This is a genomic window from Stenotrophomonas sp. 96582_Sma (assembly GCF_056480905.1).
The window spans coordinates 1,863,106-1,888,320 of the sequence record NZ_CM151122.1; the positions used below are offsets into that span (position 1 = coordinate 1,863,106).

The window sequence follows — 25,215 nt, forward strand, 5'->3', positions numbered from 1 at the left end:
CCTCCAGGGATCTGACGATGTCGCACCCAACCTTCCTGTCCGGCCGTCGCAGCGGAATCTGCGCTGCCGCACTGCTGATCTCCACCTCCCTGCTGCTGGGCGGTTGCGCCGCAGGGCCCAATTCCGAAGCCAAGGCCGCCGAGACCAAGGAGGAGAAGAAGGTCGATGCGGTCCCGGTCGAAGTGGCCGTGGCCAGCCACCGTGCTGTCGCGGCCAGCTACACCGGTACCGCTGCGCTGGAACCACGCGCCGAGTCGCAGGTGGTGGCCAAGACTTCCGGCGTGGCGCTGGCGGTGCTGGTCGAAGAAGGCCAGCGGGTCACCGCCGGCCAGCCGCTGGTGCGGCTGGACCCGGACCGCGCTCGGCTGGCTGTGGCGCAGAGCGAAGCGCAGATGCGCAAGCTGGAAAACAACTACCAGCGCGCGCAGAAACTGGTGGGCCAGCAGATGGTCAGCGCCGCCGACGTCGACCAGCTGCGTTACGACCTGGAAAACGTACGCGCGCAGTACCGCCTGGCCACGCTGGAACTGTCCTACACCACGGTGGTGGCGCCGATCTCCGGCGTGATCGCGTCGCGCTCGATCAAGACCGGCAACTTCGTGCAGATCAACACGCCGATCTTCCGCATCGTCGACAACTCGCGGCTGGAAGCCACCCTCAACGTGCCCGAGCGCGAGCTGGCCACCCTGCGCGCCGGCCAGCCGGTGACGCTGGCTGCCGATGCGCTGCCGGGCCAGAGCTTCACCGGCACCGTCGATCGCATCGCGCCGGTGGTGGATTCGGGCAGCGGTACGTTTCGCGTGGTCAGCGCCTTCGATGGCGCCGCACATGCGCTGCAGCCCGGCATGTTCGGGCGCATCCGCATCGATTACGACCAGCGTGCCGATGCGCTGGTGGTGCCGCGCCTGGCGCTGCTCGACGATGGTGAGCCGGCGGTGTTCCGGGTGCGCGAAGGCAAGGTCGCACGCGTTCCGGTCAAGCTGGGTTACGCCGAGGGCCCGTGGGTGGAGATCCGTGATGGCCTGGCGGCCGGTGATCAGGTGGTCACCGCCGGCAAGGTCGCCCTGCGCGACGGCACCGCAGTGCAGGTGATCGCCGATCCGAAGGCAAAGCCGAAGACGGTCGCAGCGGCCGCCAAGCCGGCAGACAAGGCCGGGAGCACGCAATGACCGCCCCGGGCCACGACCACGGTGCCTCGCCGGCGAGCGACGGCGCCGCCGCCGGCATGCGCGGCGGCCTGGTGGAATTCGCCACCCGCCGTCGCGTGACTATCGCCATGTGCACGGTCACGCTGCTGCTGTTCGGCCTGATCGCGCTGGGCAACCTCAAGGTCAACCTGCTGCCCGACCTGAGCTACCCGACGCTGACCGTGCGCACCGAGTACACCGGTTCGGCGCCGACCGAAATCGAAACCCTGATCACCCAGCCGGTTGAAGAAGCGGTCGGCGTGGTCAAGAACCTGCGCAAGCTGAAGTCGGTCTCGCGCACCGGCCAGAGTGATGTAGTGCTGGAGTTCGCCTGGGGCACCAACATGGACCAGGCCAGCCTGGAGGTGCGCGACAAGATGGAAGCGCTGAACCTGCCACTGGAGGCCAAGGCCCCGGTGCTGCTGCGCTTCAATCCGTCCACCGAGCCGATCATGCGCCTGGTGCTGTCGAACAAGGTGGCGCCGACCAGCGATGCCGATGCGGTCCGCGAGCTGACCGGCCTGCGCCGCTATGCCGATGAAGACCTGAAGAAGAAGCTGGAGCCGGTCAGCGGCGTGGCGGCGGTCAAGGTCGGCGGTGGCCTGGAAGACGAGATCCAGGTCGACATCGACCAGCAGAAGCTGGCCCAGCTGAACCTGCCGATCGACACCGTCATCAAGCGCCTGAAGGACGAGAACATCAACATCTCTGGCGGCCGCCTGGAGGAGGGCTCGCAGCGCTTCCTGGTGCGCACCGTCAACCAGTTCGCCGATCTGGAGGAGATCCGCAACCTGCTGGTCACCACCCAGGCGTCGAACGGCAGCGCGGCCGACTCGGCGTTGCAGCAGATGTTCAACATCGCCGCGTCGACCGGTTCGGCGGCAGCCATCGCGGCGGCATCGGCGGCGCAGAGCGCATCGTCCGGCGGTGGTTCCAGCGTGGTCGCCAACGGTGTGCCGGTGCGCCTGAAGGACGTGGCCACCGTGCGCCAGGGCTACAAGGAGCGCGAAGCGGTGATCCGCCTGGGCGGCAAGGAATCGGTCGAACTGGCGATCTACAAAGAAGGCGACGCCAATACCGTGTCCACCGCCGAAGCGCTGCGCAAGCGCCTGGAGCAGATCAAGGGCACGTTCCCGTCCGATGTCGAGATGACCACCATCGAGGACCAGTCGCGCTTCATCGAGCACGCCATCGCCGACGTCAAGAAGGATGCAGTGATCGGCGGCCTGCTGGCGATCCTGATCATCTTCCTGTTCCTGCGTGATGGCTGGAGCACGTTCGTGATCAGCCTGTCGCTGCCGGTCTCGATCATCGCCACGTTCTTCTTCATGGGCCAGCTCGGCCTGAGCTTGAACGTGATGTCGCTGGGCGGTCTGGCACTGGCCACCGGCCTGGTGGTGGATGACTCGATCGTGGTGCTGGAGAGCATCGCTAAGGCCCGCGAGCGTGGCCTGGGCATCCTGCAGGCGGCCATCGCCGGTACCCGCGAAGTGAGCATGGCGGTGGTCGCCTCCACCCTGACCACCATCGCGGTGTTCTTGCCGCTGGTGTTCGTCGATGGCATCGCTGGCCAGCTGTTCCGCGACCAGGCGTTGACCGTGGCGATCGCCATCGCGATCTCGCTGCTGGTGTCGATGACCCTGATCCCGATGCTGAGCTCGCTGAAGGGACGGCCGCCGCTGGCGTTCCCGGAAGAAGCGCCGAACGAACCGTGGCAACCGCAGAACCGCTGGCAGAAGCCGGTGGCACTGGGCCGTCGTGGTGCCGTGGCGACTGCGCGCTGGAGCTTCTACGCGCTGGCCTGGCTGGTGGTGCGGGCGTGGCGTGGCGTGGTGGCGGTGGTGGGCCCGGTGATGCGCAAGGCCAGCGATCTGGCGATGAAGCCCTATGCCGGTGCCGAGCGCGGTTACCTGCGCCTGCTGCCGAGCGCACTGGCGCATCCGGGCAAGGTGCTGGGTGTCGCCTCGATCATCTTCGTGGCGACCATGGCGCTGGTGCCGATGCTCGGTGCCGACCTGATCCCGCAGCTGGCGCAGGACCGTTTCGAGATGACGGTGAAGCTGCCGGCCGGCACGCCGCTGAAGCAGACTGATGCACTGGTACGCGAGCTGCAGCTGGCGCACGGCAAGGGCGAGGGCGTGGCGTCGCTGTACGGTGTCAGCGGCAGCGGCACCCGCCTGGATGCCAGCCCCACCGAGAGCGGCGAGAACATCGGCAAACTGACCGTGGTGATGGAAGGCGGTGGCAATGCACGCACCGAGGCCGAGATCACCGAGCGCCTGCGTGACACCATGGGCCAGCATCCGGGGGCACAGGTCGACTTCGCGCGGCCGGCGTTGTTCAGCTTCTCCACGCCGCTGGAAATCGAGTTGCGCGGGCAGGACATGGCCACGCTGGAAGTGGCCGGCCAGCGCCTGGCGGCGATGCTGCGCGGCAACGCGCACTACGCCGATGTGAAGTCGACGGTGGAAGAGGGCTTCCCGGAGATCCAGATCCGCTTCGACCAGGAGCGTGCCGGTGCGCTGGGCCTGACCACCCGCCAGATCGCCGACGTGGTGGTGAAGAAGGTGCGCGGCGATGTCGCAACCCGCTACAGCTTCCGTGACCGCAAGATCGACGTGCTGGTGCGTGCGCAGGAGGGCGACCGCGCCAGCGTGGAGAGCATCCGCCGGCTGATCGTCAACCCGGGCAGCACCCGTCCGGTCACGCTGGACGCGGTGGCCGAAGTGGTCGCCACCACTGGCCCCAGCGAAATCCACCGCGCCGACCAGACCCGGGTTGCGGTGGTGTCGGCCAACCTGCGCGACATCGACCTCGGCGCGGCCATGCGCGAGGTGCAGCAGATGGTCGCCGAGCAGCCGCTGGGTGCGGGCGTCGGCCTGCACATCGGTGGCCAGGGTGAGGAGCTGGCGCAGGCGGCGAAGTCGTTGATCTTCGCCTTCGGCTTGGCGATCTTCCTGGTCTACCTGGTGATGGCTTCGCAGTTCGAATCGCTGCTGCATCCGTTCGTCATCCTGTTCACCATTCCGCTGGCGCTGGTCGGCGCGATCCTGGCGCTGATGCTGACCGGCAAGCCCATCTCGGTGGTGGTGTTCATCGGCCTGATCCTTCTGGTCGGTCTGGTCACCAAGAACGCGATCATCCTGATCGACAAGGTCAACCAGCTGCGCGAGGCCGGCGTAGCAAAGCACGAGGCGCTGGTGGAAGGCGCGCGCTCGCGCCTGCGGCCGATCATCATGACCACGCTGTGCACGCTGTTCGGCTTCCTGCCGTTGGCGGTGGCGATGGGTGAGGGCGCTGAAGTGCGCGCGCCGATGGCGATCACCGTGATCGGCGGCCTGCTGGTGTCGACCCTGCTGACCCTGCTGGTGATCCCGGTGGTGTACGACCTGATGGACCGTCGTGGCGATGCGTATTACCGCGAACGTGGCCGCAAGCATGCCGGTGAGATCGAGCCGGGTGCAGCGGGCAGTGCGGCGGGTGCGGAGGAACCGGCATGAGTGTGGCCGAGTTCTCCATCCGCCGTCCGGTCACCACCATCATGTGTTTCGTTTCGCTGGTGGTGATCGGCCTGATCGCTTCGTTCCGGTTGCCGTTGGAAGCGCTGCCGGACATCTCCGCGCCGTTCCTGTTCGTGCAGATTCCGTACACCGGCTCCACCCCGGAGGAAGTGGAACGGACCATCATCCGCCCAGTCGAGGAATCGCTGGCGACGATGACCGGCATCAAGCGCATGCGCTCGTCGGCCACCTCCGAGGCGGCGCTGGTCTACATCGAGTTCAGTGACTGGGACCGCGACATCGCCATCGCCGCCTCCGATGCACGCGAGCGCATCGATGCGATCCGCAGCGACCTGCCCGATGACCTGCAGCGCTACAACGTGTTCAAGTGGTCCAGCAGCGACCAGCCGGTGCTGAAGGTGCGCCTGGCCAGCACCACCGACCTGACCACCGCCTATGACATGCTCGACCGCGAGTTCAAGCGGCGCATCGAGCGCATTCCCGGCGTGGCCCGTGTCGACATCACCGGTGCGCCGCCGAACGAGGTGGAGATCGCCATCGATCCGAACCGCCTCAACGCGCACGGCCTGAGCATCAATGAACTGAGCGAGCGCCTGCGTACGCTGAATTTCTCGATCTCGGCCGGGCAGATCGACGACAACGGCCAGCGCGTGCGCGTGCAGCCGGTGGGCGAGATCACCGACCTGCAGGAAATGCGCGATCTGGTGATCAACGCCAAGGGCCTGCGCCTGGGCGATATCGCCGATGTGCGCCTGAAGCCGGCGCGGATGAACTACGGGCGCCGCCTGGACGGCAACCCGGCGGTTGGCCTGGATATCTTCAAGGAGCGCAGTGCCAATCTGGTGGAGGTGTCGCGCGCGGCACTGGCCGAGGTTGAATCGATCCGTGCCGAAGCGTCGATGCGCGACGTGCAGATCAAGGTGATCGACAATCAGGGCAAGGCGGTGACCTCCTCGCTGCTGGAACTGGCCGAGGCCGGTGCGGTCGGCCTGATCCTGTCGATCACGGTGCTGTTCTTCTTCCTGCGCCATTGGCCGTCCACGCTGATGGTGACCCTGGCCATTCCGATCTGCTTCACCATCACCCTGGGCTTCATGTACTTCGTCGGGGTGACGCTGAACATCCTGACCATGATGGGCCTGCTGCTGGCGGTGGGCATGCTGGTCGACAACGCCGTGGTGGTGGTGGAGAGCATCTACCAGGAACGCGAGCGCATGCCGGGGCAGCCGCGGCTGGCCTCGATCATCGGCACCCGCAACGTGGCCATCGCGCTCAGTGCCGGTACGCTGTGCCACTGCATCGTGTTCGTGCCGAACCTGTTCGGCGAGACCAACAACATCAGCATCTTCATGGCGCAGATCGCGATCACCATCTCGGTCTCGCTGCTGGCCTCGTGGCTGGTCGCGGTCAGCCTGATCCCGATGCTGTCCGCGCGCATGGCCACGCCCAAGCTGGTGCACTCGCAGACCGGCCTGATCGCGCGGCTGCAGCGCCGCTACGCCAGGCTGCTGGACTGGTCGCTGCACCATCGCGGCTGGAGCCTGCTCGGCATCGTGCTGGTGGTGCTGGTCAGCCTGGTGCCGATGAAGCTGACCAAGGTCGACATGTTCGGAGGGGATGGCGGCAAGGACATCTTCATCGGCTACATGTGGAAGGGCGCCTACACCTATCGGCAGATGTCCGAGGAAGTGGCGCGCGTGGAGAACTGGATCGACGCCAACCGCGAGCGCCTGCACGTCAAGCAGGTGTACTCCTGGTACAGCGAGCAGGAAGGGAGCTCCACCGTGGTCACCCTGGACGAGAAGTACGCCAAGGACATCAAGGCGCTGCAGGAAGAACTGCGCAAGGGCCTGCCGAAGTCGGCCCGCACCGACTACTTCGTCGGCAACCAGGGCGGTGATGGCGGCGGTGGCGGCAACCAGGGCGTGCAGGTGCAGCTGGTCGGCGACTCCAGTTCGATGCTGCAGGAGATCGGCCAGGAAGTGGTGCCGCTGCTGGCCCAGCGCACCGAGCTGCGCGATGTGCGCATCGACAATGGTGAGAAGGGCGGCGAACTGAAGGTGCGCGTCGACCGCGAGCGTGCGGCGGCGTTCGGCTTCAATGCCGAACAGGTAGCCAGCTTCGTCGGCCTGGCGCTGCGCGGTGCACCGATGCGCGAGTTCCGCCGTGGCGACAACGAGGTGCCGGTATGGGTGCGCTTCGCCGGCGCCGAGCAGAGCAGCCCGGAAGACCTGGCCGGCTTCAGCGTGCGTACCGGCGATGGCCGCAGCGTGCCGCTGTTGAGCCTGGTCACCGTCGATGTCGGTTCGTCAGCCACCCAGATCGGACGCACCAACCGCCAGACCACGCTGACCATCAAGGCCAACCTGGCCGAGAAGGTCACCGCGCCCGATGGCCGCAAGGCGATGGAATCGGTGCTCAAGCCGATGAACTTCCCGGCCGGCTATGGCTTCACCTTCGATGGCGGCGACTACGGCAACGACGACGAAGCGATGCAGCAGATGGTGTTCAACCTGCTGATCGCGCTGGTGATGATCTACGTGGTGATGGCGGCGGTGTTCGAGTCGCTGCTGTTCCCGGCGGCGATCATGAGCGGCGTGCTGTTCTCGATCTTCGGTGTGTTCTGGCTGTTCTGGATCACCGGCACCTCGTTCGGAATCATGTCCTTCATCGGCATCCTGGTGCTGATGGGCGTGGTGGTGAACAACGGCATCGTGATGATTGAGCACATCAACAACCTGCGGCGCGGCGGCATGGGACGCACGCAGGCGCTGGTGGAGGGCTCACGCGAGCGATTGCGGCCAATCATGATGACCATGGGCACGGCGATCCTGGCGATGGTGCCGATCTCGCTGACCAATACGCAGATGTTCGGCAATGGCCCGGAGTACGCGCCGATGGCGCGCGCGATTGCCGGCGGCCTGGCGTTCTCCACGGTGGTCAGCCTGCTGTTCCTGCCGACCATCTATGCGGTGCTGGATGACCTGCGCAATGCCGTGACGCGGTTGATCCGCCGCGCGCGTGGAGTGGAAATGGTAGAGCCGGGCGCTGCCCGGCTGTAATGCACATCAACGTGTTGTGGTGTGGGGGAGGCCGGTCGTAGTGGGGCGGCCTCCCCTTTTTTTTGCCGGGCAGGGCGTGCCAACCAAGGTTGGCACCTACCAGAGCGCAGTCGAGCTTGGCTCGACGCTACACGGAACAATCAACCCGCCACCTTGCCCCACACCTTGAACGTGGTCAGCCACAGGCCCAGCATGCTGCCGATGTTGGTCAGCATGAACGTCAGCACCACGCGCGTGACCCGATTGCGGTACCAGCCCTTCAGGCTTTGCGCATCGTCGCGCAGCTTCAGGAAGTCCTCATACGCCGGCTTGCGCAGGCGCGCTTCCACCAGCGCCGAGAATGCGCCGGTCGGGATGCTCAGGCGGAACGGCTTGAACGGCGCCACCGCGATCGCGGTGAGGATGCTCAGCGGGTGACCGCCTGCCAGCAGGCAGCCCAGGCCGGCGAGGCCGCCGGTATACATCGCCCAGGTCGCCAGCAGTTCGGTGCCCACGCCCAGACCACCGCGGTAGAAGCCCACGCCGATGCCGGTCGCCACGATGGCCAGGATGCCCAGCGTGAACCACGGAATGTTGCGCTTCTTCGGCACCGCTTCCAGCTCGGCGCGCAGCGGTGCCGGTGCTTCGGTGTCGGTTTCCAGGTAGCGGGCCAGCCCGGCAAGGTGACCGGCACCCACCACCGCCAGCACTTCACGCTGCTGCGGGTCGTGTTCCTCGCGCAGGCGCGTGGCCATGTAGCGGTCACGCTCGCCGATGATGGTCTCGTACAGCGCCGGGCTCTCGCTGGCGAACTCGCCGAAGCTCGACTCCAGCATGTCGCCCTGCTTGAGCTTCTCGATCTCGTTTTCGCCCACTTCCTCGGATGAGAACAGACCTGCGCCAAGCCCGGCGACCAGCTTCAGCTTGCCGAAGAAGCCCAGCCGTTGCGAGGCACGGCGGAAGGTCAGGCCGACTTCACGGTCGATCAGGTGTACCGGCAGGTTGCGCTCGCGCGCCAGTTCCACCGCGCGCTTCAGTTCGGCGCCCGGCTCGATGTCGAGCTGTTCGGCCAGGCGGCGCTGGTACGCGGACAGGGCCAGGTTGGCGGCGAACAGGGCCACGCGGCCCTTGCGGATCACTTCGACCAGATCGAGCTTGGCCAGTGTGTCCGGATCGCTCAGCGCCTGCAGGCGCTGTGGGTCCAGTTCAACGGCAACGGCATCGAAGCGGCCGCTGTCGATGGCTTTTTCCACCGCCTCGACGCTGGCGCGGGAGACGTGGGCAGTGCCCAGCAGGGTATAACGCACGCCGTCGCGTTCAACGACGCGCACCGGCTGGCCGGCGAACAGGTCGTCGCCGGTGTCGGGAAGGGTTTCGGTCATGGGTTCATTCATTGGAAGGTGCGGTGTCGGCGCCATCGCCGAGCGCGCGCTGCATCTGCACGGTATCCAGCCAGCGGCCGTGCTTGCGGCCAAGGCCACGGAACACGCCGACCAGCTCGAAGCCGAAGCGTTCGTGCAGCTTGATCGACGCGGCGTTGGTCGGTTCGCCGATCACGGCCACCATCTGCCGGTAACCACGCGCCACGCAGGCATCGATCAAGGCCTGCAGCAGGCCGGTGCCCACGCCCTGGCCCTGGAACGCGGCATCGACGTAGACCGAGTTCTCCACGGTCCACTGGTAGGCAACGCGGGTGCGGTAGGTGTTGGCGTAGGCATAGCCGGCCACCTGGCCGTCGATCTCGGCGACCAGGTAGGGGAAGCCGCGATCGATGATGTCGCGCATACGGCGCAGCATCTCGGTCGCGTCGGGGATGTCGTACTCGTAGGTGTTGACGAAGTCGGTCACTTCCACCGCGTAGATCGCGGTGATCGCGGCGATGTCGGCCGGGCCGGCATCACGGATGAGGACGGCCATGCGCGGGCTCCGGCTCAGTCGATGTAGCGCTTGAGCAGGTCACCGTACGCGTCGATGCGGCGATCGCGCAGGAACGGCCAGATGCGGCGCACGTGCTCGCTGCGCTGCAGGTCGACATCGCACAGCAGCACGGTGGCGTCAGTGCCGGCTTCGGCCAGGAATTCGCCCTGCGGGCCGAGCACGTGGCTGTTGCCCCAGAACTGGATGCCCGACGCGCCCAGTGGCGATGCCTCGTGGCCGACGCGGTTGCAGCTCAGCACCGGCAGGCCGTTGGCCACGGCGTGGCCGCGGTGACTCAGCACCCAGGCGTCGCGCTGGCGGGTCTTCTCGTCCTGCACGTCGTCCGGGTCCCAGCCGATCGCGGTCGGGTACAGCAGCAGCTCGGCGCCGGCCAGCGCCATCAGGCGTGCCGCTTCCGGGTACCACTGGTCCCAGCACACCAGCACGCCGAGGCGACCCACCGAGGTATCGATCGGCTTGAAACCGATGTCGCCCGGGGTGAAGTAGAACTTCTCGTAGAAGCCCGGATCGTCCGGGATATGCATCTTGCGGTACTTGCCGAGCAGCGTACCGTCCTTCTCGAACACCACGGCGGTGTTGTGGTACAGGCCGGCAGCACGGCGCTCGAACAGCGAGCCGACCAGCACCACGCCATGCTTCTTCGCCAGCGCGCCTAGGCGCTCGGTGCTCGGGCCCGGAATCGGCTCGGCCAGGTCGAACTCGTCCACCGATTCGTGCTGGCAGAAGTACGGGCCGTTGTGCAGTTCCTGCAGCAGCACCAGCTTGGCACCCTGCGCAGCCGCCTCGGCCACGCGTGCTTCGATCACCGCCAGGTTGGCGGCGGCATCACCGTGGTTGCGCTCCTGGATCAGGGCGACGGTAAGGGGGCTGCGCGAGTTCATGCGGGGCGTTCCTGCGGGGGAAAACCTGCATGTTAGCGCGGATGGGCGGCGACGGCGTGTCGCGCGCTGAATGGGTGTTGGTAGTGCCGGCCGCTGGCCGGCAACCCCGTCAATCCATCAGGCATTGCATGGTTGCCGGCCAGCGGCCGGCACTACCCATCCTCAGGCCTTCAACAACCCGGCCGGCAGCTGCATGGTGATGCAGTGCAGGCTGCCGTTCTGCCAGATCAGCGAGCGGCAGGGCACCTGCACGATCTCGCGGCCCGGGTGCGCCTGCGCCAGTACATCGCGGGCCAGGTCATCGGCCGGATCGCCATAGGCCGGCATCAGCACCGCGCCGTTGACGATCAGGTAGTTGGCGTACGAGGCAGCCAGGCGACGGCCTTCGTCGATCACCGGCTGTGCCCACGGCAGCGGGAACAGGCGGTACGGCTGGCCATCCTTGGTACGCAGCGCGGCCAGCTCATTGCCCATCGCCTGCAGTTCGGCGTAGTGCGAGTCGCTCTCGTCGTCGCAGGCCTGGTAGACGATGCTGTCAGCCGAGGCGAAGCGGGCGAGGGTATCGATGTGCGCGTCGGTGTCGTCGCCTTCCAGGTAGCCGTGGTCCAGCCACAGCACGCGGTCCTGCTGCAGCCAGTCGGCCAGGTCGGCGCTCAGGCTGGCGCGGTCGCGGTCCGGGTGGCGCTCGTGCAGGCACTTCCAGGTGGTCAGCAGGGTGCCTTCGCCATCGGTTTCGATGCCGCCGCCTTCCAGCGCGAACGGAATGCTGCGCACCGGTGCGTCGTTGAACACGCCGGCCTGGTCGAGCACGCCCACCAGCTGGTCATCCAGGGTGGCGTCGAACTTGCCGCCCCAGCCGGTGAAGCGGAAATCCAGCAGCTGGAAGCCGCCGTCGGCACGGCGCAGGGTGATCGGGCCGGAGTCGCGCAACCAGGTATCGTCGTAGGCCGCCGTGGTGAAGTGGACCTTGTCCATGTCGATGCGGTTGGAGCGCAGCCGCATCTCGGCATAGGTCTCCACATCGTCGTCGGCCACGCAGATCAGCACCGGCTGGAAGCGGGTGATGGCCGCGACCAGCGCGATGTAGGTCTCTTCCACCTGGCCCAGGCGGTCGGCCCAGTCGGTGTCGGCGGTGGGCCAGGCAATCAGGACGCCGCTCTGGGCTTCCCACTCGGCAGGAAAACGAAGGGTCTGGTTCATGGTCTCGCTACACAGGCCCGCCCAGGGCGGGTAAAGGGATCAACGGATCGGCGGTTTCGGGCCGATTTCGTTCGGGTCCGCCTGGTTGGCCACCACGTCGATCACCTTCTGCTTCTCGAAGTAGACGGTGAACTGCGGGTACACCCAGCGGTTGATGGTCGGCCATTGCCGCTTCTGCCCGCCACGCGGCTGCAGCTGCTCGCTCGGCGCGCCGAACTGCGCCTGTACCTGCTGCATGCTCTGGCCGCGCACGGGCAGGGCACCGGCCGGCTTCTCGCGGGCACGGTCGACAAGCAGGGTATCGGCCAGCGCCGGCGTGGCGGTGGCCAGGGTGGCCATCACGGCCAGGGCGGACAGGTAACGCTTCATCTCGATCTACTCCCCAGTGGTCAAGAAAGGCGATTACAGCAAAAACGGCAGGAAAAAGCCGCATAAACAAAAAACCGCCCGAAGGCGGCTTTTTGCATCGGGTCGGCCCCGCGTAGGGCCAGCCGCAGCCGCGAAGGCTGTTGGGCTTAGCGCTGACGCGCCTTGAAACGCGGGTTCGACTTGCAGATGACGAAGATCTTGCCACGACGACGCACGACCTTGCAGTCACGGTGACGGGCCTTCGCCGACTTCAGGGAGGACAGGACTTTCATGGCATACCTCGGCGTAAACAGTAGTTGTTCGGGTGGAGCGTGGCCGCGATATGCGAAAGACAATCGGCAGTTGACGCTCGTTCAAGCCCGCCATTCTACCGGGCTTTTCCTCGTGGTTTCAAGTGGTTGCACAAAAGATCCCGTTGGGGGCGTCTGACAGGGGCTAGAATGACCCCTTCACACGCTCTGGGAACCCCATGAATCCACTCGCTCCCGTCCTGACCATCGACGGCCCTTCAGGGGCTGGCAAGGGTACCATCAGCCGCATCATCGCGCGCCGGATGGGCTGGCATTACCTGGATTCGGGCGCGCTGTACCGGGCAGTGGGCGTGGCCGCGAGCTGGGCCGACATCGATACCTCCGATGCCTCGGCGCTGGTCCGCTGCACCTTTGATACCCACGTTCAGTTTGTCGAGCAGGGTGAAGCCATGCGGGTCATGGTGAACGGGACCGATGCCACCGACGAGCTGCGCCTGGAGACCACCGGCGCGCTGGCCTCGGCCATCGCCGCCATTCCCGAGGTCCGGGCTGCCCTGAAGGAGCGCCAGCGCGCATTCAGGGAGCTGCCCGGCCTGGTCGCCGATGGCCGCGACATGGGCACGGTGATCTTCCCGGACGCCTCCTTCAAGGTCTTCCTGACCGCCAGTGCCGAGGAGCGCGCCGAGCGCCGGCATAAGCAGTTGAAAGACAAGGGGGTTTCTGTTAACTTTGATGACCTCCTGCGCGAGATCATGGCCCGCGACGCCCGTGATGCTCAGCGTACCGTGGCGCCCCTGAAGCCGGCAGACGATGCTGTCCTCATCGACACCACAGGCATCGGCATCGCAGATGTCGTTGCCAGAGTGATGGATCTGCTTCCGGTTCCGGCTGCCTGATCCGTTCGCGCGGGAGCACTGCCAGCAGCATCGGTGGTGGTCGCGCATAGCAGTGCTGTACCAGCTCCGTCGCGCAATGATGCGTGGCGGTTTTCCTACTACACACGACCTGCGTTTCCGGGGTCGACCAACAGGCGGGCGGTCGCCATTCCCCTGAAGGGGACGCCACCGACCCATGTGTCCAACAGAGTAAATCTAATGACCGAATCATTTGCCGAACTGTTTGAAGCCAGCCAGGCCAATCTGGCCAAGCTGAAGCCGGGCGCCATCGTCAGCGGTACCGTTGTTGAAGTCCGCGGCGACGTCGTGGTGATCAACGCTGGCCTGAAGTCCGAAGGCATCGTGCCGATCGAACAGTTCCGTAACGACGCTGGCGAAATCGACGTCGCCGAAGGCGACATCGTCAAGGTCGCCCTCGACTCGATCGAGAACGGCTTCGGCGAAACCGTCCTGTCGCGCGAGAAGGCCAAGCGCGCGATGGTGTGGGACGAGCTGGAAGAAGCGTTGGAAAAGAACGAAACCATCACCGGCCGCATCAGCGGCAAGGTCAAGGGTGGTTTCACCGTGGACATCAAGGATGTCCGCGCCTTCCTGCCGGGTTCCCTGGTCGATGTGCGCCCGGTGCGCGATCCGGCCTACCTGGAAGGCAAGGAACTCGAGTTCAAGCTCATCAAGCTGGACCGCAAGCGTAACAACGTCGTGGTCTCGCGCCGCGCTGTCGTCGAAAGCGAGCACTCGGAAGAGCGCGAGCAGCTGATGGACAAGCTGCAGGAAGGCGCGATCCTGAAGGGTGTCGTCAAGAACCTGACCGATTACGGCGCGTTCGTGGACCTGGGCGGTATCGACGGCCTGCTGCACATCACCGACATGGCGTGGAAGCGCGTGCGTCACCCGTCGGAAGTTGTGAACGTCGGCGACGAGCTGGACGTCCGCGTGCTGAAGTTCGACCGCGAGCGCAACCGCGTTTCGCTGGGCCTGAAGCAGCTGGGCGAGGATCCGTGGGACAACATCGGCCGTCGTTACCCGGCCAACAGCCGCGTCTTCGGCAAGGTCTCCAACGTCACCGATTACGGTGCGTTCGTTGAGATCGAGCCGGGCGTCGAAGGCCTGGTGCACGTCTCCGAGATGGATTGGACCAACAAGAACGTCAACCCGTCCAAGGTTGTCCAGGTTGGTGATGAAGTCGAAGTGATGGTGCTGGACGTCGATGAAGAGCGTCGCCGTATCTCGCTGGGCATGAAGCAGGTTGCCGCCAATCCGTGGGAGACCTTCGCTGCCACCCACAAGAAGGGTGACAAGGTGTCGGGCCAGATCAAGTCGATCACCGACTTCGGCATCTTCATCGGCCTGGACGGCGGCATCGACGGCCTGGTTCACCTGTCCGACATCAGCTGGAACACCACCGGCGAAGACGTCGTTCGCAACTTCAAGAAGGGCGATACCCTGGACGCCGTCGTCCTGGCTGTCGATCCGGAGCGCGAGCGCATCTCCCTGGGCGTGAAGCAGCTGGAGCAGGATCCGTTCGGCCAGTACATGGCTGCCAATCCGAAGGGCTCCAAGGTCGAAGGCGTGGTGAAGGAAGTCGACGCCAAGGGCGCGATCATCGAGCTGGCTGACGGCATCGAAGGTTACGTCTCGGCACGCGACATCGCCAACGAGCGCGTTGACGACGCCACCCAGCACCTGAAGGTCGGCGACAAGGTCGAAGCCAAGTTCGTGGGCATGGACCGCAAGGGCCGTACCCTGCAGCTGTCGATCAAGGCCAAGGACGACGCTGAAATGCGCGAAGTGCTGGAGGAATACCAGTCCTCTTCGGCTTCCAGCGGCACCACCCAGCTGGGCGCGCTGCTGCGTGCACAGCTGAACGGCAACAAGTCCGAGTAATCGGCCTTACGCTGTTCGTTGTTTCCTGGACGGCCCGGGCATTGCCCGGGCCGTTTCAGGCTGAGATACCCCTGATGTGAGCCGGTAATGACCAAATCCGAACTGATCGAAATCCTTGCGCGCCGCCAGGCGCACCTGAAGGCCGATGATGTCGATCTGGCGGTGAAGTCGTTGCTGGAAATGATGGGCGGATCGCTGTCCGCCGGGGATCGCATCGAAATCCGTGGTTTTGGCAGCTTCTCGCTGCACTATCGTCCGCCGCGCCTGGGTCGCAACCCGAAAACCGGCGAATCGGTTGCCCTGCCGGGCAAGCACGTCCCTCATTTCAAGCCGGGCAAGGAACTGCGTGAGCGGGTCAGCAGTGTGCTGCCGCTGGACGCCGATCCGGCCTGAGCCTTCCGTCGCGCCACCGCGTGCGAATCCAGCCGCGAGTCGGATAAGCTACGGACTCCTGCCACTGGAGCTGTCGCATGAAGGTTTTTCGTCTGCTGGTCCTGCTGGCGGTTCTGATCCTTGGGTTGATCATCGGTGCGGTCAACATGACCGCGATGTCGATCAACCTGCTGTTTACCCAACTGCATACCTCGGTAGGCGTGGCCCTGATCGCCGCGCTGCTGGTGGGTGTCATCGTCGGTGCCGGCCTGGTGCTGGTGAGCGTGGTCATTCCGCTCTACAGCCAGTTGCGCCGCGCCAACAAGTCCGCTGTCGCCACGCCGGCACCGGTTGCTTCCCCCCAATCTTTTGATGGACGCTGATCGAAGATGGATTTCGTCACCGAGTGGTTCTGGTTCTTCCTGTTCGTTCCGCTGGCCGCACTGGCCGGGTGGGTGATCGGACGGCGTGGTGGTCAACGCCACGGTGACAGCCAGGTCAGCCGCCTGTCCAGCACCTACTTCCGCGGCCTGAACTACCTGCTCAACGAGCAGCCGGACAAGGCCATCGAGCTGTTCCTGCACATCGCCGAGCTGGACAAGGAAACCTTCGAGACCCAGGTAGCGCTGGGCCACCTGTTCCGCCGCCGCGGCGAAGTCGACCGCGCCATCCGCCTGCACCAGGGCCTGGTCAACCGCCACGACCTCAGCGATGCGCAACGCGTGCAGGCGCTGCTGGCACTGGGCGAGGACTACATGAAGTCCGGCCTGCTGGACCGCGCCGAGACCGTGTTCACCGAACTGGCCCAGCTGGATCAGCGTGCTCCGCAGGCACTCAAGCACCTGATCGGCATTTACCAGGCCGAGCGCGACTGGGAAAAGGCGATCGACAACGCGACCCGTTTCGAGGACGTCACCGGCGAGCCGATGGGCAAGCTGATCGGGCAGTTCGAGTGCGAACTGGCCGAACGCTTCCGCGGTGCTGGCAAGCTGGAAGAGGCGAGGGCAGCGATTGCCCGGGCCTACCAGGCCGATGCGATGTCGGTACGTGCCGGCATCATTGAAGGACGCCTGGAAACCGATGCCGGCAATCCGGAAGCGGCCGTACGCGCCTTCGAGCGTGCCGCGCGCAACGATCCGGAGTACCTGCCGGAGCTGCTGCCGGCGCTGATGCAGAACTACCGCAAGGTCGGCGATCTGGCAGGCGCACGCGCGTTCCTGTCGGAGATGACCGAGCACTACCGCGGCATCGCCCCGGTGCTGGCGCTGACCCGCCTGATGGAAGAGCAGGAGGGCGTGGCGCCAGCCCGTGCCTACCTGGGCCGCCAGCTCAAGGATCGCCCGTCGGTGCGTGGCGAGTCCGCGCTGATCGACCTGACCCTGGCTGAAGGCGCCGATTCCACGGCGACCCTGCACGACCTCAAGCACATCACCGACCAGTTGCTGGTGCGCAATCCGGCCTATCGATGCACCCGTTGTGGTTTCGGTGCGCGCACCCACCACTGGCAGTGCCCGAGCTGCAAGGAGTGGGGTACGGTCAAGCCGCTGCTGAACTACGCGGTGCTCTGATCCATGCCGTGGCTCGTGATGGGCGCGCTGCTGGGCCTGGCCCTGCTGAGTGCGGCACTGACCTGGGCGGCGCGGGGTTACGCGCTGCGCCGGCAACTGTTTGACCAGCCGGGCGAGCGCCGCAGCCATAGCGTGGCGACACCCCGCGGCGGCGGCATCGCCATTGTCATCAGCCTGCTGGTGACCGCCGGTATTGCCATGTGGGCCTGGCCCGAAGCGCGTCCGAGCCTGCTGGTCGCCAGCCTTGGCCTGGCGCTGGTGGCGGGTATCGGCTGGTGGGACGACCACCGGCCGCTGCCGGCCATGCGCCGCCTGATGGTGCACTTCATCGCCGCCGCGCTGCTGGCCGCGCTGGTCAAGGTCCACGGTGGCAGCTGGCTGCTGGCCGTACTGGTCCTGCTGTTCACCGCCTCGCTGATCAACATCTGGAATTTCATGGATGGGATCAACGGCATCGCGGCCAGCCAGGCCATCGTGGTCGCGCTGGGGCTGGCGCCGCTGCTGCCCTGGCCGTACTCGCTGGCGGCGGTCGCGTTGGGCCTGGCCTGCCTGGGCTTCCTGCCGTTCAACTTCCCGCGGGCCCGGATCTTCATGGGCGATGTCGGGAGTGGCGCGCTGGGCTACGCGGTGGCGGCAGTGCTGGCACTGGCCAGCGTCAAGACCGACATCCACTGGATCCTGCTGCTGGTGTCGGCATCGACGTTCCTTGTGGACGCGGGCTTCACACTGCTGGCGCGCATCATTTCCGGACAACGCTGGATGGAACCCCATACCCAGCACGTCTACCAGCGCGCGGTGCAGGCAGGAGCCAGTCACGCCCAGGTAACAGGGATGTACTTTGCTTTAGGCCTGTTCAGTATTACAGTGCTTAATGTCTGCTCCAATTTGCAGCCGAGGTGGGAGGCTGCCGTGGCGATCGCGTGGTTCATTGCGCTGAGCGTCCTCTGGCTCCTCCTGCGCAATGGATTGCGCCACCCAAAAGGAAATACCTGACTTATGGCTTCACCCTGGCGGGACAGAATCCTCGGCCTGATGCCGCGTTCGGCCATCGTCTGCCACGACCTGTTCATGGTCTGGGCATGCTGGCAGCTGCTCCACGCGGGGCGGTATTCGATCCTGGCCAACGCCCCCGAGCTCCCTCTCTGGAACGTTGACACCACGCTGGTGCTGCTGCTGCAGGGCATGGTGTTCTGGCGCGTGGGCCTCTATCGGGGCCTGTGGCGGTTCGCCAGCGTCAGCGACCTGCTGAACATCTTCAAGGCCAGCTTCATCGGCATGGTCGCCATCGTGCTGGTGCTGATGTGGAAGCGCTTCGACGGCGTGCCGATGTCGGTGCTGGTGATCTATCCGTTCGCGCTGTCGGCGCTGCTGGGCGCGCCGCGCCTGCTGTACCGGGCCTGGAAGGACTATCAGGCACTGCAGTCGGACTCGTCCGCGCGCCGCGTGCTGATCCTGGGTGCCGGCCAGGCCGCCGAGACCCTGGTCCGTGACCTGCGCCGTTCCGGTAATTTCGAGCCGGTCGGCCTGCTGGACGACGCGCCGCACCTGCGCGGCGCCAAGCTGCAGGGCCTGCCGATCCTCGGCACCCTGGACGATGCGCCGACAGTGGTCCGGGAGACGGCGGCCAAGCTGCTGGTGATCGCCATTCCGTCGCTGGACGCGGCGGGCATGCAGCGGATCGTCGCCATCTGTGAAAGCACCGGTGTGCCGTTCCGCACCGTGCCCAAGCTCAGCGACATCCTGCAGGGCCAGTCGCTGCCGGGGCAGCTGAAGGAAGTGGCGATCGAGGATCTGCTGGGCCGCAAGCCGATCATGCCGGACTGGAACCTGATCCGTGGCTGGCTGGGCGGGCGTACGGTGATGGTCACCGGTGCCGGCGGTTCGATCGGCTCCGAGCTTTGCCGCCAGTGCGCACGGCATGGTGCCGGCCGCATCATCCTGCTCGAGATCAGCGAACTGCTGCTGCTGACCATCGAAGGCGAGCTGCGGCGCAGCTTCCCCGATGTCGAGATCGAAGCGGTGCTGGGCGACTGCGGTGACCCGGCGGTGATCCGCCACGCCCTGTCGCTGCATCCGGTCGACACCGCCTTCCACGCGGCTGCCTACAAGCACGTGCCGGTGCTGGAGCGGCAGCTGCGCGAAGCGGTGCGCAACAACATCCTGGCCACCGAGAACGTGGCCCGCGCCTGCCTGGAAGCGCGCGTTGAGCATTTCGTGTTCATCTCCACCGACAAGGCGGTCGACCCGGTCAATGCACTGGGCGCCAGCAAGCGCTATGCGGAGATGATCTGCCAGAGCCTGGACCAGAAGTCCACGCATACCCGTTTTGTTACGGTGCGCTTCGGCAACGTGCTGGCCTCGGCCGGCAGCGTGGTGCCGCTGTTCCGCGAACAGATCCTGCGTGGCGGTCCGGTGACCGTCACCGACCCGGAAGTCAGTCGCTACTTCATGACCATCCCGGAGGCCTGCCAGCTGATCCTGCAGGCGGCCGCTTCGGCATCGCATGGTGCGATCTATACGCTCGACATGGGCGAGCCGGTGCCGATCCGCGTGCTGGCCGAGCAGATGATCCGCCTGGCCGGCAAGCAGCCGTACAAGGACATTCCGATCATCTACACCGGGCTGCGTCCGGGCGAGAAGCTGCACGAGACGCTGTTCTATTCGGACGAGGACTACCGTTCCACCGCGCACCCGAAGATTCTCGAGGCCGGTGTACGTACGTTCTCGCGTGACCTGGTGCTGGGCAATGTCCCGCGCCTGCGCGATGCCGTGGCTGGTTACGACACGACCAGCATCCAGGAGATCCTGTTCGCGACGATGCCGGAGTTCTCTCCCATCGAACAGGATGCTTACATTTCATCCGCTAAAGTCGTGCCCTTTCCGGCACGTGAGGCCAACAGGCACCAATGAGCAAGCGAATTCGCAAGGCAGTTTTTCCAGTGGCAGGGCTCGGGACGCGCTTTTTGCCGGCAACCAAGACGGTTCCGAAGGAAATGTTGCCGATCATTGATCGTCCGCTGATCCAATATGCTGTGGATGAAGCAATCGAAGCAGGCTGCGATACGCTGGTGTTCATCACCAATCGCTACAAGCATGCCGTGGCCGACTACTTCGACAAGGCCTACGAACTGGAGCAGAAGCTCGAGCGCGCCGGCAAGCAGGAGCAGCTGGAGATGATCCGCCATGTGCTGCCCAAGGGCGTGCGCGCGATCTTCGTGACCCAGGCCGAAGCACTGGGCCTGGGCCATGCGGTGCTGTGCGCCAAGGCCGTGATCGGTGACGAGCCGTTCGCGGTGCTGCTGCCGGACGACCTGATCTGGAACCGCGGCGACGGCGCACTGAAGCAGATGGCAGACCTCAACGAGGCCAGTGGTGCCAGCGTGATCGCCGTTGAAGACGTGCCGCACGACAAGACTGCCAGCTACGGCATCGTTGCCACTGACGCGTTCGACGGCCGCAAGGGTCGCATTTCGCAGATCGTGGAGAAGCCGAAGCCGGAGGACGCACCGAGCGACCTGGCCGTGGTCGGTCGCTACGTGCTGAGCCCGAAGATCTTCGAGCTGCTGGAGCAGACCGGCAGTGGTGCTGGTGGCGAGATCCAGCTGACCGATGCGATCGCGCAGCTGCTGAAGACCGAAGAGGTCGATGCCTACCGCTTCGAGGGCACCCGCTTCGACTGCGGCACGCACCTGGGGCTGGTGGAGGCGACGATCCGCTTCGCGCTGGACAACCCGAAGCTGGCAGGGCCGGCGCGGGAGAAACTGACGGCGATGTTGGCGGAGTAAGGGTTCTATCAAGCGCTCCGTGCTGCGCCTTGATTGATACGTGATGGGCGGGACGGGTGGGCCTTTGCAGGACACGCCGTAAACCCGTCCATGGGGGCTCGGTCGCCGCATCCATGCGGCGAACGGTCCTGCAAAGGCCCACCCGCCCCGCCTGTCAGGTTTCCTGCGGGCGCGGACGGGAAGGGCGGAATCAAAGGCAAGAGCAAAAGCAGAAAGGCAGCCAATGGCTGCCTTTTCCGTTTCCGCGAGCATCCACGCATGGCGTGGCTCTACTGCCCTTGCCTTTGCTCACTCCTCCGCCGGGGGAGGCTGGAAGGGCCGGGTCGGCAGGGCTGCCCGGGACCGTTTGCGCCATGGGCCCAAGGCATGCCTTGGGCGGGTTGGGCAGGACGCCCAACCCCGGTCTTGCCGTGTGCGCAGGACAGCGCACACCAGCAAGGCGCCATCGAGCCCCCAGGGGTGAGGGCGCTTTGCTTGCGAAGCACCGCTTCGCAAGCGCCCGAACGCACAGCCGCCAGCGGCTGGGCCGGACCCCGGAGGGGGTTCACGGCGTGTCCCGGGCAGCCCTGCCGACCCGGCCCACGCCATGAAGCCCAACGAGGCAACGCTTTGAACCTTACAGCGCCTCGAAAATACCCGCTGCGCCCATGCCGGTGCCGATGCACATCGTCACCATGCCGTACTTCTGCTGGCGACGACGCAGGCCGTGCAGCAGGGTCGCGGTACGGATCGCGCCGGTCGCACCGAGCGGGTGGCCCAGGGCAATCGCGCCGCCCAGCGGGTTGACCTTGCTCGGGTCCAGGCCGCAATCGCGGATCACCGCCAGCGACTGCGCGGCGAAGGCTTCGTTCAGTTCAATCCAGTCCAGCTGGTCCTGGGTCAGGCCCGCCTGCTTCAGTGCCTTCGGGATCGCGGCGATCGGGCCGATGCCCATCACTTCCGGGCGCACGCCGGCTACCGAGAAGCTGACGAAACGAGCCAGCGGGGTCAGGCCGTAGTCCTTGATCGCCTGTTCCGAGGCCAGCAGCACGGCACCGGCGCCATCGCTCATCTGCGACGAGTTGCCAGCAGTGACGGTGCCGCCGAACTGGCCGTTGCGGAACACCGGGCGCAGCTTGGCCAGGCCTTCAGCCGAGGAATCCGGGCGCGGGCCTTCGTCGGTGTCGGCGATCTTGTTGCGGGTGATGATGCGCTGGCCATCGGCCAGGTCCGGCAGGTGCGAGACGATCTCGTACGGGCTGATCTCGTCCTTGAACTCGCCGTTATGGATCGCGGCCATGGCCTTCTGGTGCGAGGCCAGGGCGAAGGCGTCCTGGTCTTCGCGCGAGACCTTCCACTCTTCGGCGACCTTCTCGGCGGTGATGCCCATGCCGTAGGCGATGGCGACGTGGTCGTTATCGAACACGCTCGGCGCCATGGCGATCTTGTTGCCCATCATCGGCACCATCGACATCGATTCGGTGCCACCGGCCAGCATCAGGTCGGCATTGCCCAGGCGGATCGCGTCGGCGGCCTGCGCCACGGCCTGCAGGCCGGAGGAGCAGAAGCGGTTCACGGTCTGCGCGGCGATGGTGTTCGGCAGGCCGGCCAGCAGCACGCCGATGCGCGCCACGTTCATGCCCTGCTCGGCTTCCGGCATGGCACAGCCGATGATCGCATCATCGATGCGGTTGACGTCCACGCCCGGGGCCTGGGCGACGACGCTGCGCAGCACGTGCGCAAGCATGTCGTCGGGGCGGGTGTTGCGGAACATGCCCTTGGGCGCCTTGCCAACCGGGGTACGGGTGGCGGCGACGATGTAGGCGTCCTGGATTTGCTTGGTCATTGCAGTGATCTCTCGAATAGGTTTTGTAGAGTCGAGCCATGCTCGACTGCCACATCAGGGAGTGCCGACCAACGGTCGGCACCCACCGAAAGCAGGGAGGGGCGATCAATTACGCAGCGGCTTGCCGGTCTTGAGCATGTGCGCGATGCGGGCCTGGGTCTTTTCCTGCTGGGCCAGTTCGACGAAGTGCTTGCGCTCCAGGGTCAGCAGCCACTCTTCGTCCACCAGGGTGCCGCGGTCGACCTTGCCACCGCACAGCACGGTGGCGATGCGCTCGGCGATCTCGTAGTCGTACGGGCTGATGAAACGGCCTTCCAGCATGTTGACCAGCATCATCTTGAAGGTGGCGATACCCACGTCGCCGGCCACCTGGATGCGGCGTGCCGGCAGCGGTGGACGGTAGCCCGCTTCGGCCAGGGCGCGCGCTTCGGCCTTGGCGATGTGCAGGGCCTCGTAGCTGTTGAACACCACCTTGTCGGTGCTGCGCAGCAGGCCCAGTTCCTTGGCGTTGACCGCCGAGTTGGAGACCTTGGCCATCGCCACGGTTTCGAAGGTCTTCTTCAGTTCGGCGAACACGTCACCGCCCGGGCCAGCGGCCTGCGAGGCGCGCACGGCCAGTTCCTTGAGGCCACCACCGGCCGGCAGCAGGCCGACGCCGGCCTCGACCAGGCCGATGTAGCTTTCCAGGAAGGCCACGGTCTTGGCGCTGTGCATCTGGAACTCGCAGCCACCACCCAGCGCCAGGCCACGCACGGCAGCCACCACCGGCACCAGCGAGTACTTGATGCGCTGGCTGGTGCGCTGGAAGTTGGCGACCATCTCTTCGAACTGGTCGACCTTGCCGGCCTGCAGCAGGCCGAGCGCACCGGCCAGGTCGGCACCGGCGGAGAAGGGTTCCTTCTGCTGCCAGATCACCAGACCCTGGAAGTTCTTTTCGGCAAGTGACACGCATTCCTGCAGGCCGTCGAGCACGTGGTCGGACACGGTGTTCATCTTGGTCTTGAAGCTGACCACGGCGATGCCATCACCGTCGTGCCACATGCGCAGGCCGTCGTTCTCGAACACGGTCTCGCCCGGCGCGAACTTCTCGCCCAGCAGCGGATCGGGGAAGCGCTGGCGCTGATACACCGGCAGCGACGAGCGCGGCAGCTTGGCGTTGCGCGACGGGCTGTAGCTGCCCTCGGCGGCGTGCACGCCGTCGCGGCCATCGAACACCCAATCCGGCAGCGGGGCGTTGCTCATGCTCTTGCCGGCGACGATGTCATCGGCAATCCACTGCGCCACCTGCTTCCAGCCGGCGGCCTGCCAGGTTTCGAACGGGCCCAGCGACCAGCCGTAGCCCCAGCGGATGGCCAGGTCGACGTCGCGCGCGGTTTCGGCGATGTCGGCCAGATGGTAGGCGCTGTAGTGGAACAGGTCGCGGAAGGTCGCCCACAGGAACTGCGCCTGCGGGTGCTGGCTTTCGCGCAGCTTGGCGAATTTCTCGGCCGGGTTCTTGATCTTCAGGATCTCGACCACTTCCGGTGCGGCGGCGCGGTCGGCCGGACGGTAGTCCTGCTTCTCCAGGTCCAGCACCACAATGTCCTTGCCGACCTTGCGGAAGATGCCGGCGCCGGTCTTCTGGCCCAGCGCGCCCTTGGCGATCAGCGCGTCCAGCCACTTCGGCGACTTGAAGAATTCATGCCACGGGTCGTTGGGCAGGGTATCGCCCATGGTCTTGATGACGTGGGCCATGGTGTCCAGGCCGACCACGTCGGAGGTGCGGTAGGTGGCCGACTTCGGGCGGCCGACCAGCGGGCCGGTCAGGCCGTCCACTTCATCGAAGCCCAGGCCGAACTGCTGGGTGTGGTGGATGGTGGACAGGATCGAGAACACGCCGATGCGGTTGCCGATGAAGTTCGGGGTGTCCTTGGCGTACACCACGCCCTTGCCCAGGGTGGTGACCAGGAATTCTTCCAGGCCTTCCAGCACGGCGGCGTCGGTGGTGGTGGCCGGGATCAGCTCGGCCAGGTGCATGTAGCGCGGCGGGTTGAAGAAGTGCACGCCGCAGAAGCGGTGGCGCAGCTGCTCGGGCAGCACGTCGGCCAGCTTGTTGATGCCCAGGCCCGAGGTGTTGGAGGCCAGCACCGCGTGGTCGGCCACGAACGGCGCGATCTTCTTGTACAGGTCCTGCTTCCAGTCCATGCGCTCGGCGATGGCCTCGATGATCAGGTCGCAGTCCTTCAGCTGCTCCAGGCCGGACTCGTAGTTGGCCGGGGTGATGGCTTCGGCCAGCGACTTGCTGGCCAGCGGCGCCGGGCTCAGCTTGCCCAGGTTGGCGATCGCCTTCAGCACGATGCCGTCAGCCGGACCTTCCTTGGCGGGCAGGTCGAACAGCACGGTGTCGACGCCAGCGTTGGTGAGGTGGGCGGCGATCTGGGCACCCATGACGCCGGCACCCAGCACGGCGGCGCGGCGGACTAGCAGGGAATTGGACATGGTGTAGGGCCTTTGTTGG

Annotated in this window: 19 protein-coding genes; 11 read left to right on the top strand and 8 right to left on the bottom strand. The window is 65.9% G+C overall.

Translation table 11 applies throughout. The features are described from left to right. The first annotated feature begins 17 nt into the window (after positions 1–17). The 3 genes from ACZK2R_RS08735 to ACZK2R_RS08745 are packed head-to-tail and all read left to right on the top strand — an operon-like array spanning position 18 to position 7,770. Positions 18–1,169 carry an efflux RND transporter periplasmic adaptor subunit gene (locus ACZK2R_RS08735; RefSeq protein ID WP_149909093.1) on the top strand — a complete coding sequence of 384 codons (1,152 nt, stop codon included), beginning with the start codon at positions 18–20 and terminating at the stop codon, positions 1,167–1,169. Continuing rightward, entirely contained in the window at positions 1,166–4,687 is a 3,522-nt protein-coding gene (locus ACZK2R_RS08740) for an efflux RND transporter permease subunit (protein ID WP_180836845.1), read from the top strand. Before ACZK2R_RS08735 ends, ACZK2R_RS08740 begins: the two co-directional genes overlap by 4 nt. Beyond that, on the top strand, positions 4,684–7,770 hold the full coding sequence (locus ACZK2R_RS08745; RefSeq protein ID WP_180836847.1) for an efflux RND transporter permease subunit: 3,087 nt from the start codon (positions 4,684–4,686) through the stop codon (positions 7,768–7,770). Before ACZK2R_RS08740 ends, ACZK2R_RS08745 begins: the two co-directional genes overlap by 4 nt. Positions 7,771–7,910: 140 nt before the next feature. On the opposite strand, the gene ACZK2R_RS08750 is transcribed toward ACZK2R_RS08745, so the two are convergent. From ACZK2R_RS08750 to ykgO, 6 genes are all read right to left on the bottom strand, one after another. After that, positions 7,911–9,131, bottom strand: a complete 1,221-nt coding sequence (locus tag ACZK2R_RS08750; protein WP_143048236.1) for a TraB/GumN family protein — start codon at positions 9,129–9,131, stop codon at positions 7,911–7,913. 4 nt (positions 9,132–9,135) lie between these two features. Then, the gene (locus tag ACZK2R_RS08755) at positions 9,136–9,666 is read right to left on the bottom strand and encodes a GNAT family N-acetyltransferase (RefSeq protein ID WP_107432020.1); all 531 of its coding nucleotides are present in this window, start codon (positions 9,664–9,666) and stop codon (positions 9,136–9,138) included. A 14-nt stretch (positions 9,667–9,680) separates the two neighbouring features. Beyond that, a complete protein-coding gene (locus tag ACZK2R_RS08760) occupies positions 9,681–10,568 on the bottom strand; it encodes a carbon-nitrogen hydrolase (protein WP_005409280.1) in 888 nt (295 codons plus the stop codon). Between the two features lie 162 nt (positions 10,569–10,730). After that, the gene (locus tag ACZK2R_RS08765) at positions 10,731–11,768 is read right to left on the bottom strand and encodes an agmatine deiminase family protein (protein ID WP_032130076.1); all 1,038 of its coding nucleotides are present in this window, start codon (positions 11,766–11,768) and stop codon (positions 10,731–10,733) included. A gap of 39 nt (positions 11,769–11,807) precedes the next feature. Next, a complete protein-coding gene (locus ACZK2R_RS08770) occupies positions 11,808–12,107 on the bottom strand; it encodes a hypothetical protein (RefSeq protein WP_423175526.1) in 300 nt (99 codons plus the stop codon). A 176-nt stretch (positions 12,108–12,283) separates the two neighbouring features. After that, the gene (gene ykgO, locus ACZK2R_RS08775) at positions 12,284–12,409 is read right to left on the bottom strand and encodes a type B 50S ribosomal protein L36 (RefSeq protein ID WP_005409283.1); all 126 of its coding nucleotides are present in this window, start codon (positions 12,407–12,409) and stop codon (positions 12,284–12,286) included. 197 nt (positions 12,410–12,606) lie between these two features. Here ykgO and cmk point away from each other — a divergent pair, with 197 nt between their 5' ends. The 8 genes from cmk (at position 12,607) to galU (ending at position 20,893) form a co-directional block, all read left to right on the top strand. After that, complete coding sequence (gene cmk / locus ACZK2R_RS08780) at positions 12,607–13,284, top strand: (d)CMP kinase (RefSeq protein WP_125895521.1); 678 nt, start codon at positions 12,607–12,609, stop codon at positions 13,282–13,284. 198 nt (positions 13,285–13,482) lie between these two features. Continuing rightward, a complete protein-coding gene (gene rpsA, locus ACZK2R_RS08785; protein WP_005416230.1) occupies positions 13,483–15,168 on the top strand; it encodes a 30S ribosomal protein S1 in 1,686 nt (561 codons plus the stop codon). Positions 15,169–15,255: 87 nt separating this feature from the next. Next, positions 15,256–15,561, top strand: coding sequence for an integration host factor subunit beta (locus ACZK2R_RS08790; protein WP_005409286.1), 306 nt, complete (start codon positions 15,256–15,258; stop codon positions 15,559–15,561). A gap of 77 nt (positions 15,562–15,638) precedes the next feature. After that, complete coding sequence (locus ACZK2R_RS08795; protein ID WP_010484569.1) at positions 15,639–15,923, top strand: LapA family protein; 285 nt, start codon at positions 15,639–15,641, stop codon at positions 15,921–15,923. A 6-nt stretch (positions 15,924–15,929) separates the two neighbouring features. Beyond that, positions 15,930–17,108 (top strand): lipopolysaccharide assembly protein LapB, encoded by a 1,179-nt coding sequence (gene lapB, locus ACZK2R_RS08800; protein ID WP_005416232.1) that lies wholly within the window; start codon positions 15,930–15,932, stop codon positions 17,106–17,108. Between the two features lie 3 nt (positions 17,109–17,111). Continuing rightward, a complete protein-coding gene (locus tag ACZK2R_RS08805) occupies positions 17,112–18,101 on the top strand; it encodes an MraY family glycosyltransferase (protein ID WP_180836851.1) in 990 nt (329 codons plus the stop codon). A gap of 3 nt (positions 18,102–18,104) precedes the next feature. Further along, the gene (locus ACZK2R_RS08810) at positions 18,105–20,018 is read left to right on the top strand and encodes a polysaccharide biosynthesis protein (protein ID WP_032130079.1); all 1,914 of its coding nucleotides are present in this window, start codon (positions 18,105–18,107) and stop codon (positions 20,016–20,018) included. Then, the gene (galU, locus tag ACZK2R_RS08815; protein ID WP_164081207.1) at positions 20,015–20,893 is read left to right on the top strand and encodes a UTP--glucose-1-phosphate uridylyltransferase GalU; all 879 of its coding nucleotides are present in this window, start codon (positions 20,015–20,017) and stop codon (positions 20,891–20,893) included. Before ACZK2R_RS08810 ends, galU begins: the two co-directional genes overlap by 4 nt. A 616-nt stretch (positions 20,894–21,509) precedes the next feature. Here the strand turns inward: galU and ACZK2R_RS08820 are convergent. Then, complete coding sequence (locus tag ACZK2R_RS08820; protein WP_180836853.1) at positions 21,510–22,718, bottom strand: acetyl-CoA C-acyltransferase; 1,209 nt, start codon at positions 22,716–22,718, stop codon at positions 21,510–21,512. A gap of 105 nt (positions 22,719–22,823) precedes the next feature. After that, positions 22,824–25,196, bottom strand: coding sequence for a 3-hydroxyacyl-CoA dehydrogenase/enoyl-CoA hydratase family protein (locus ACZK2R_RS08825; RefSeq protein ID WP_180836855.1), 2,373 nt, complete (start codon positions 25,194–25,196; stop codon positions 22,824–22,826). Positions 25,197–25,215: the final 19 nt, after the last annotated feature.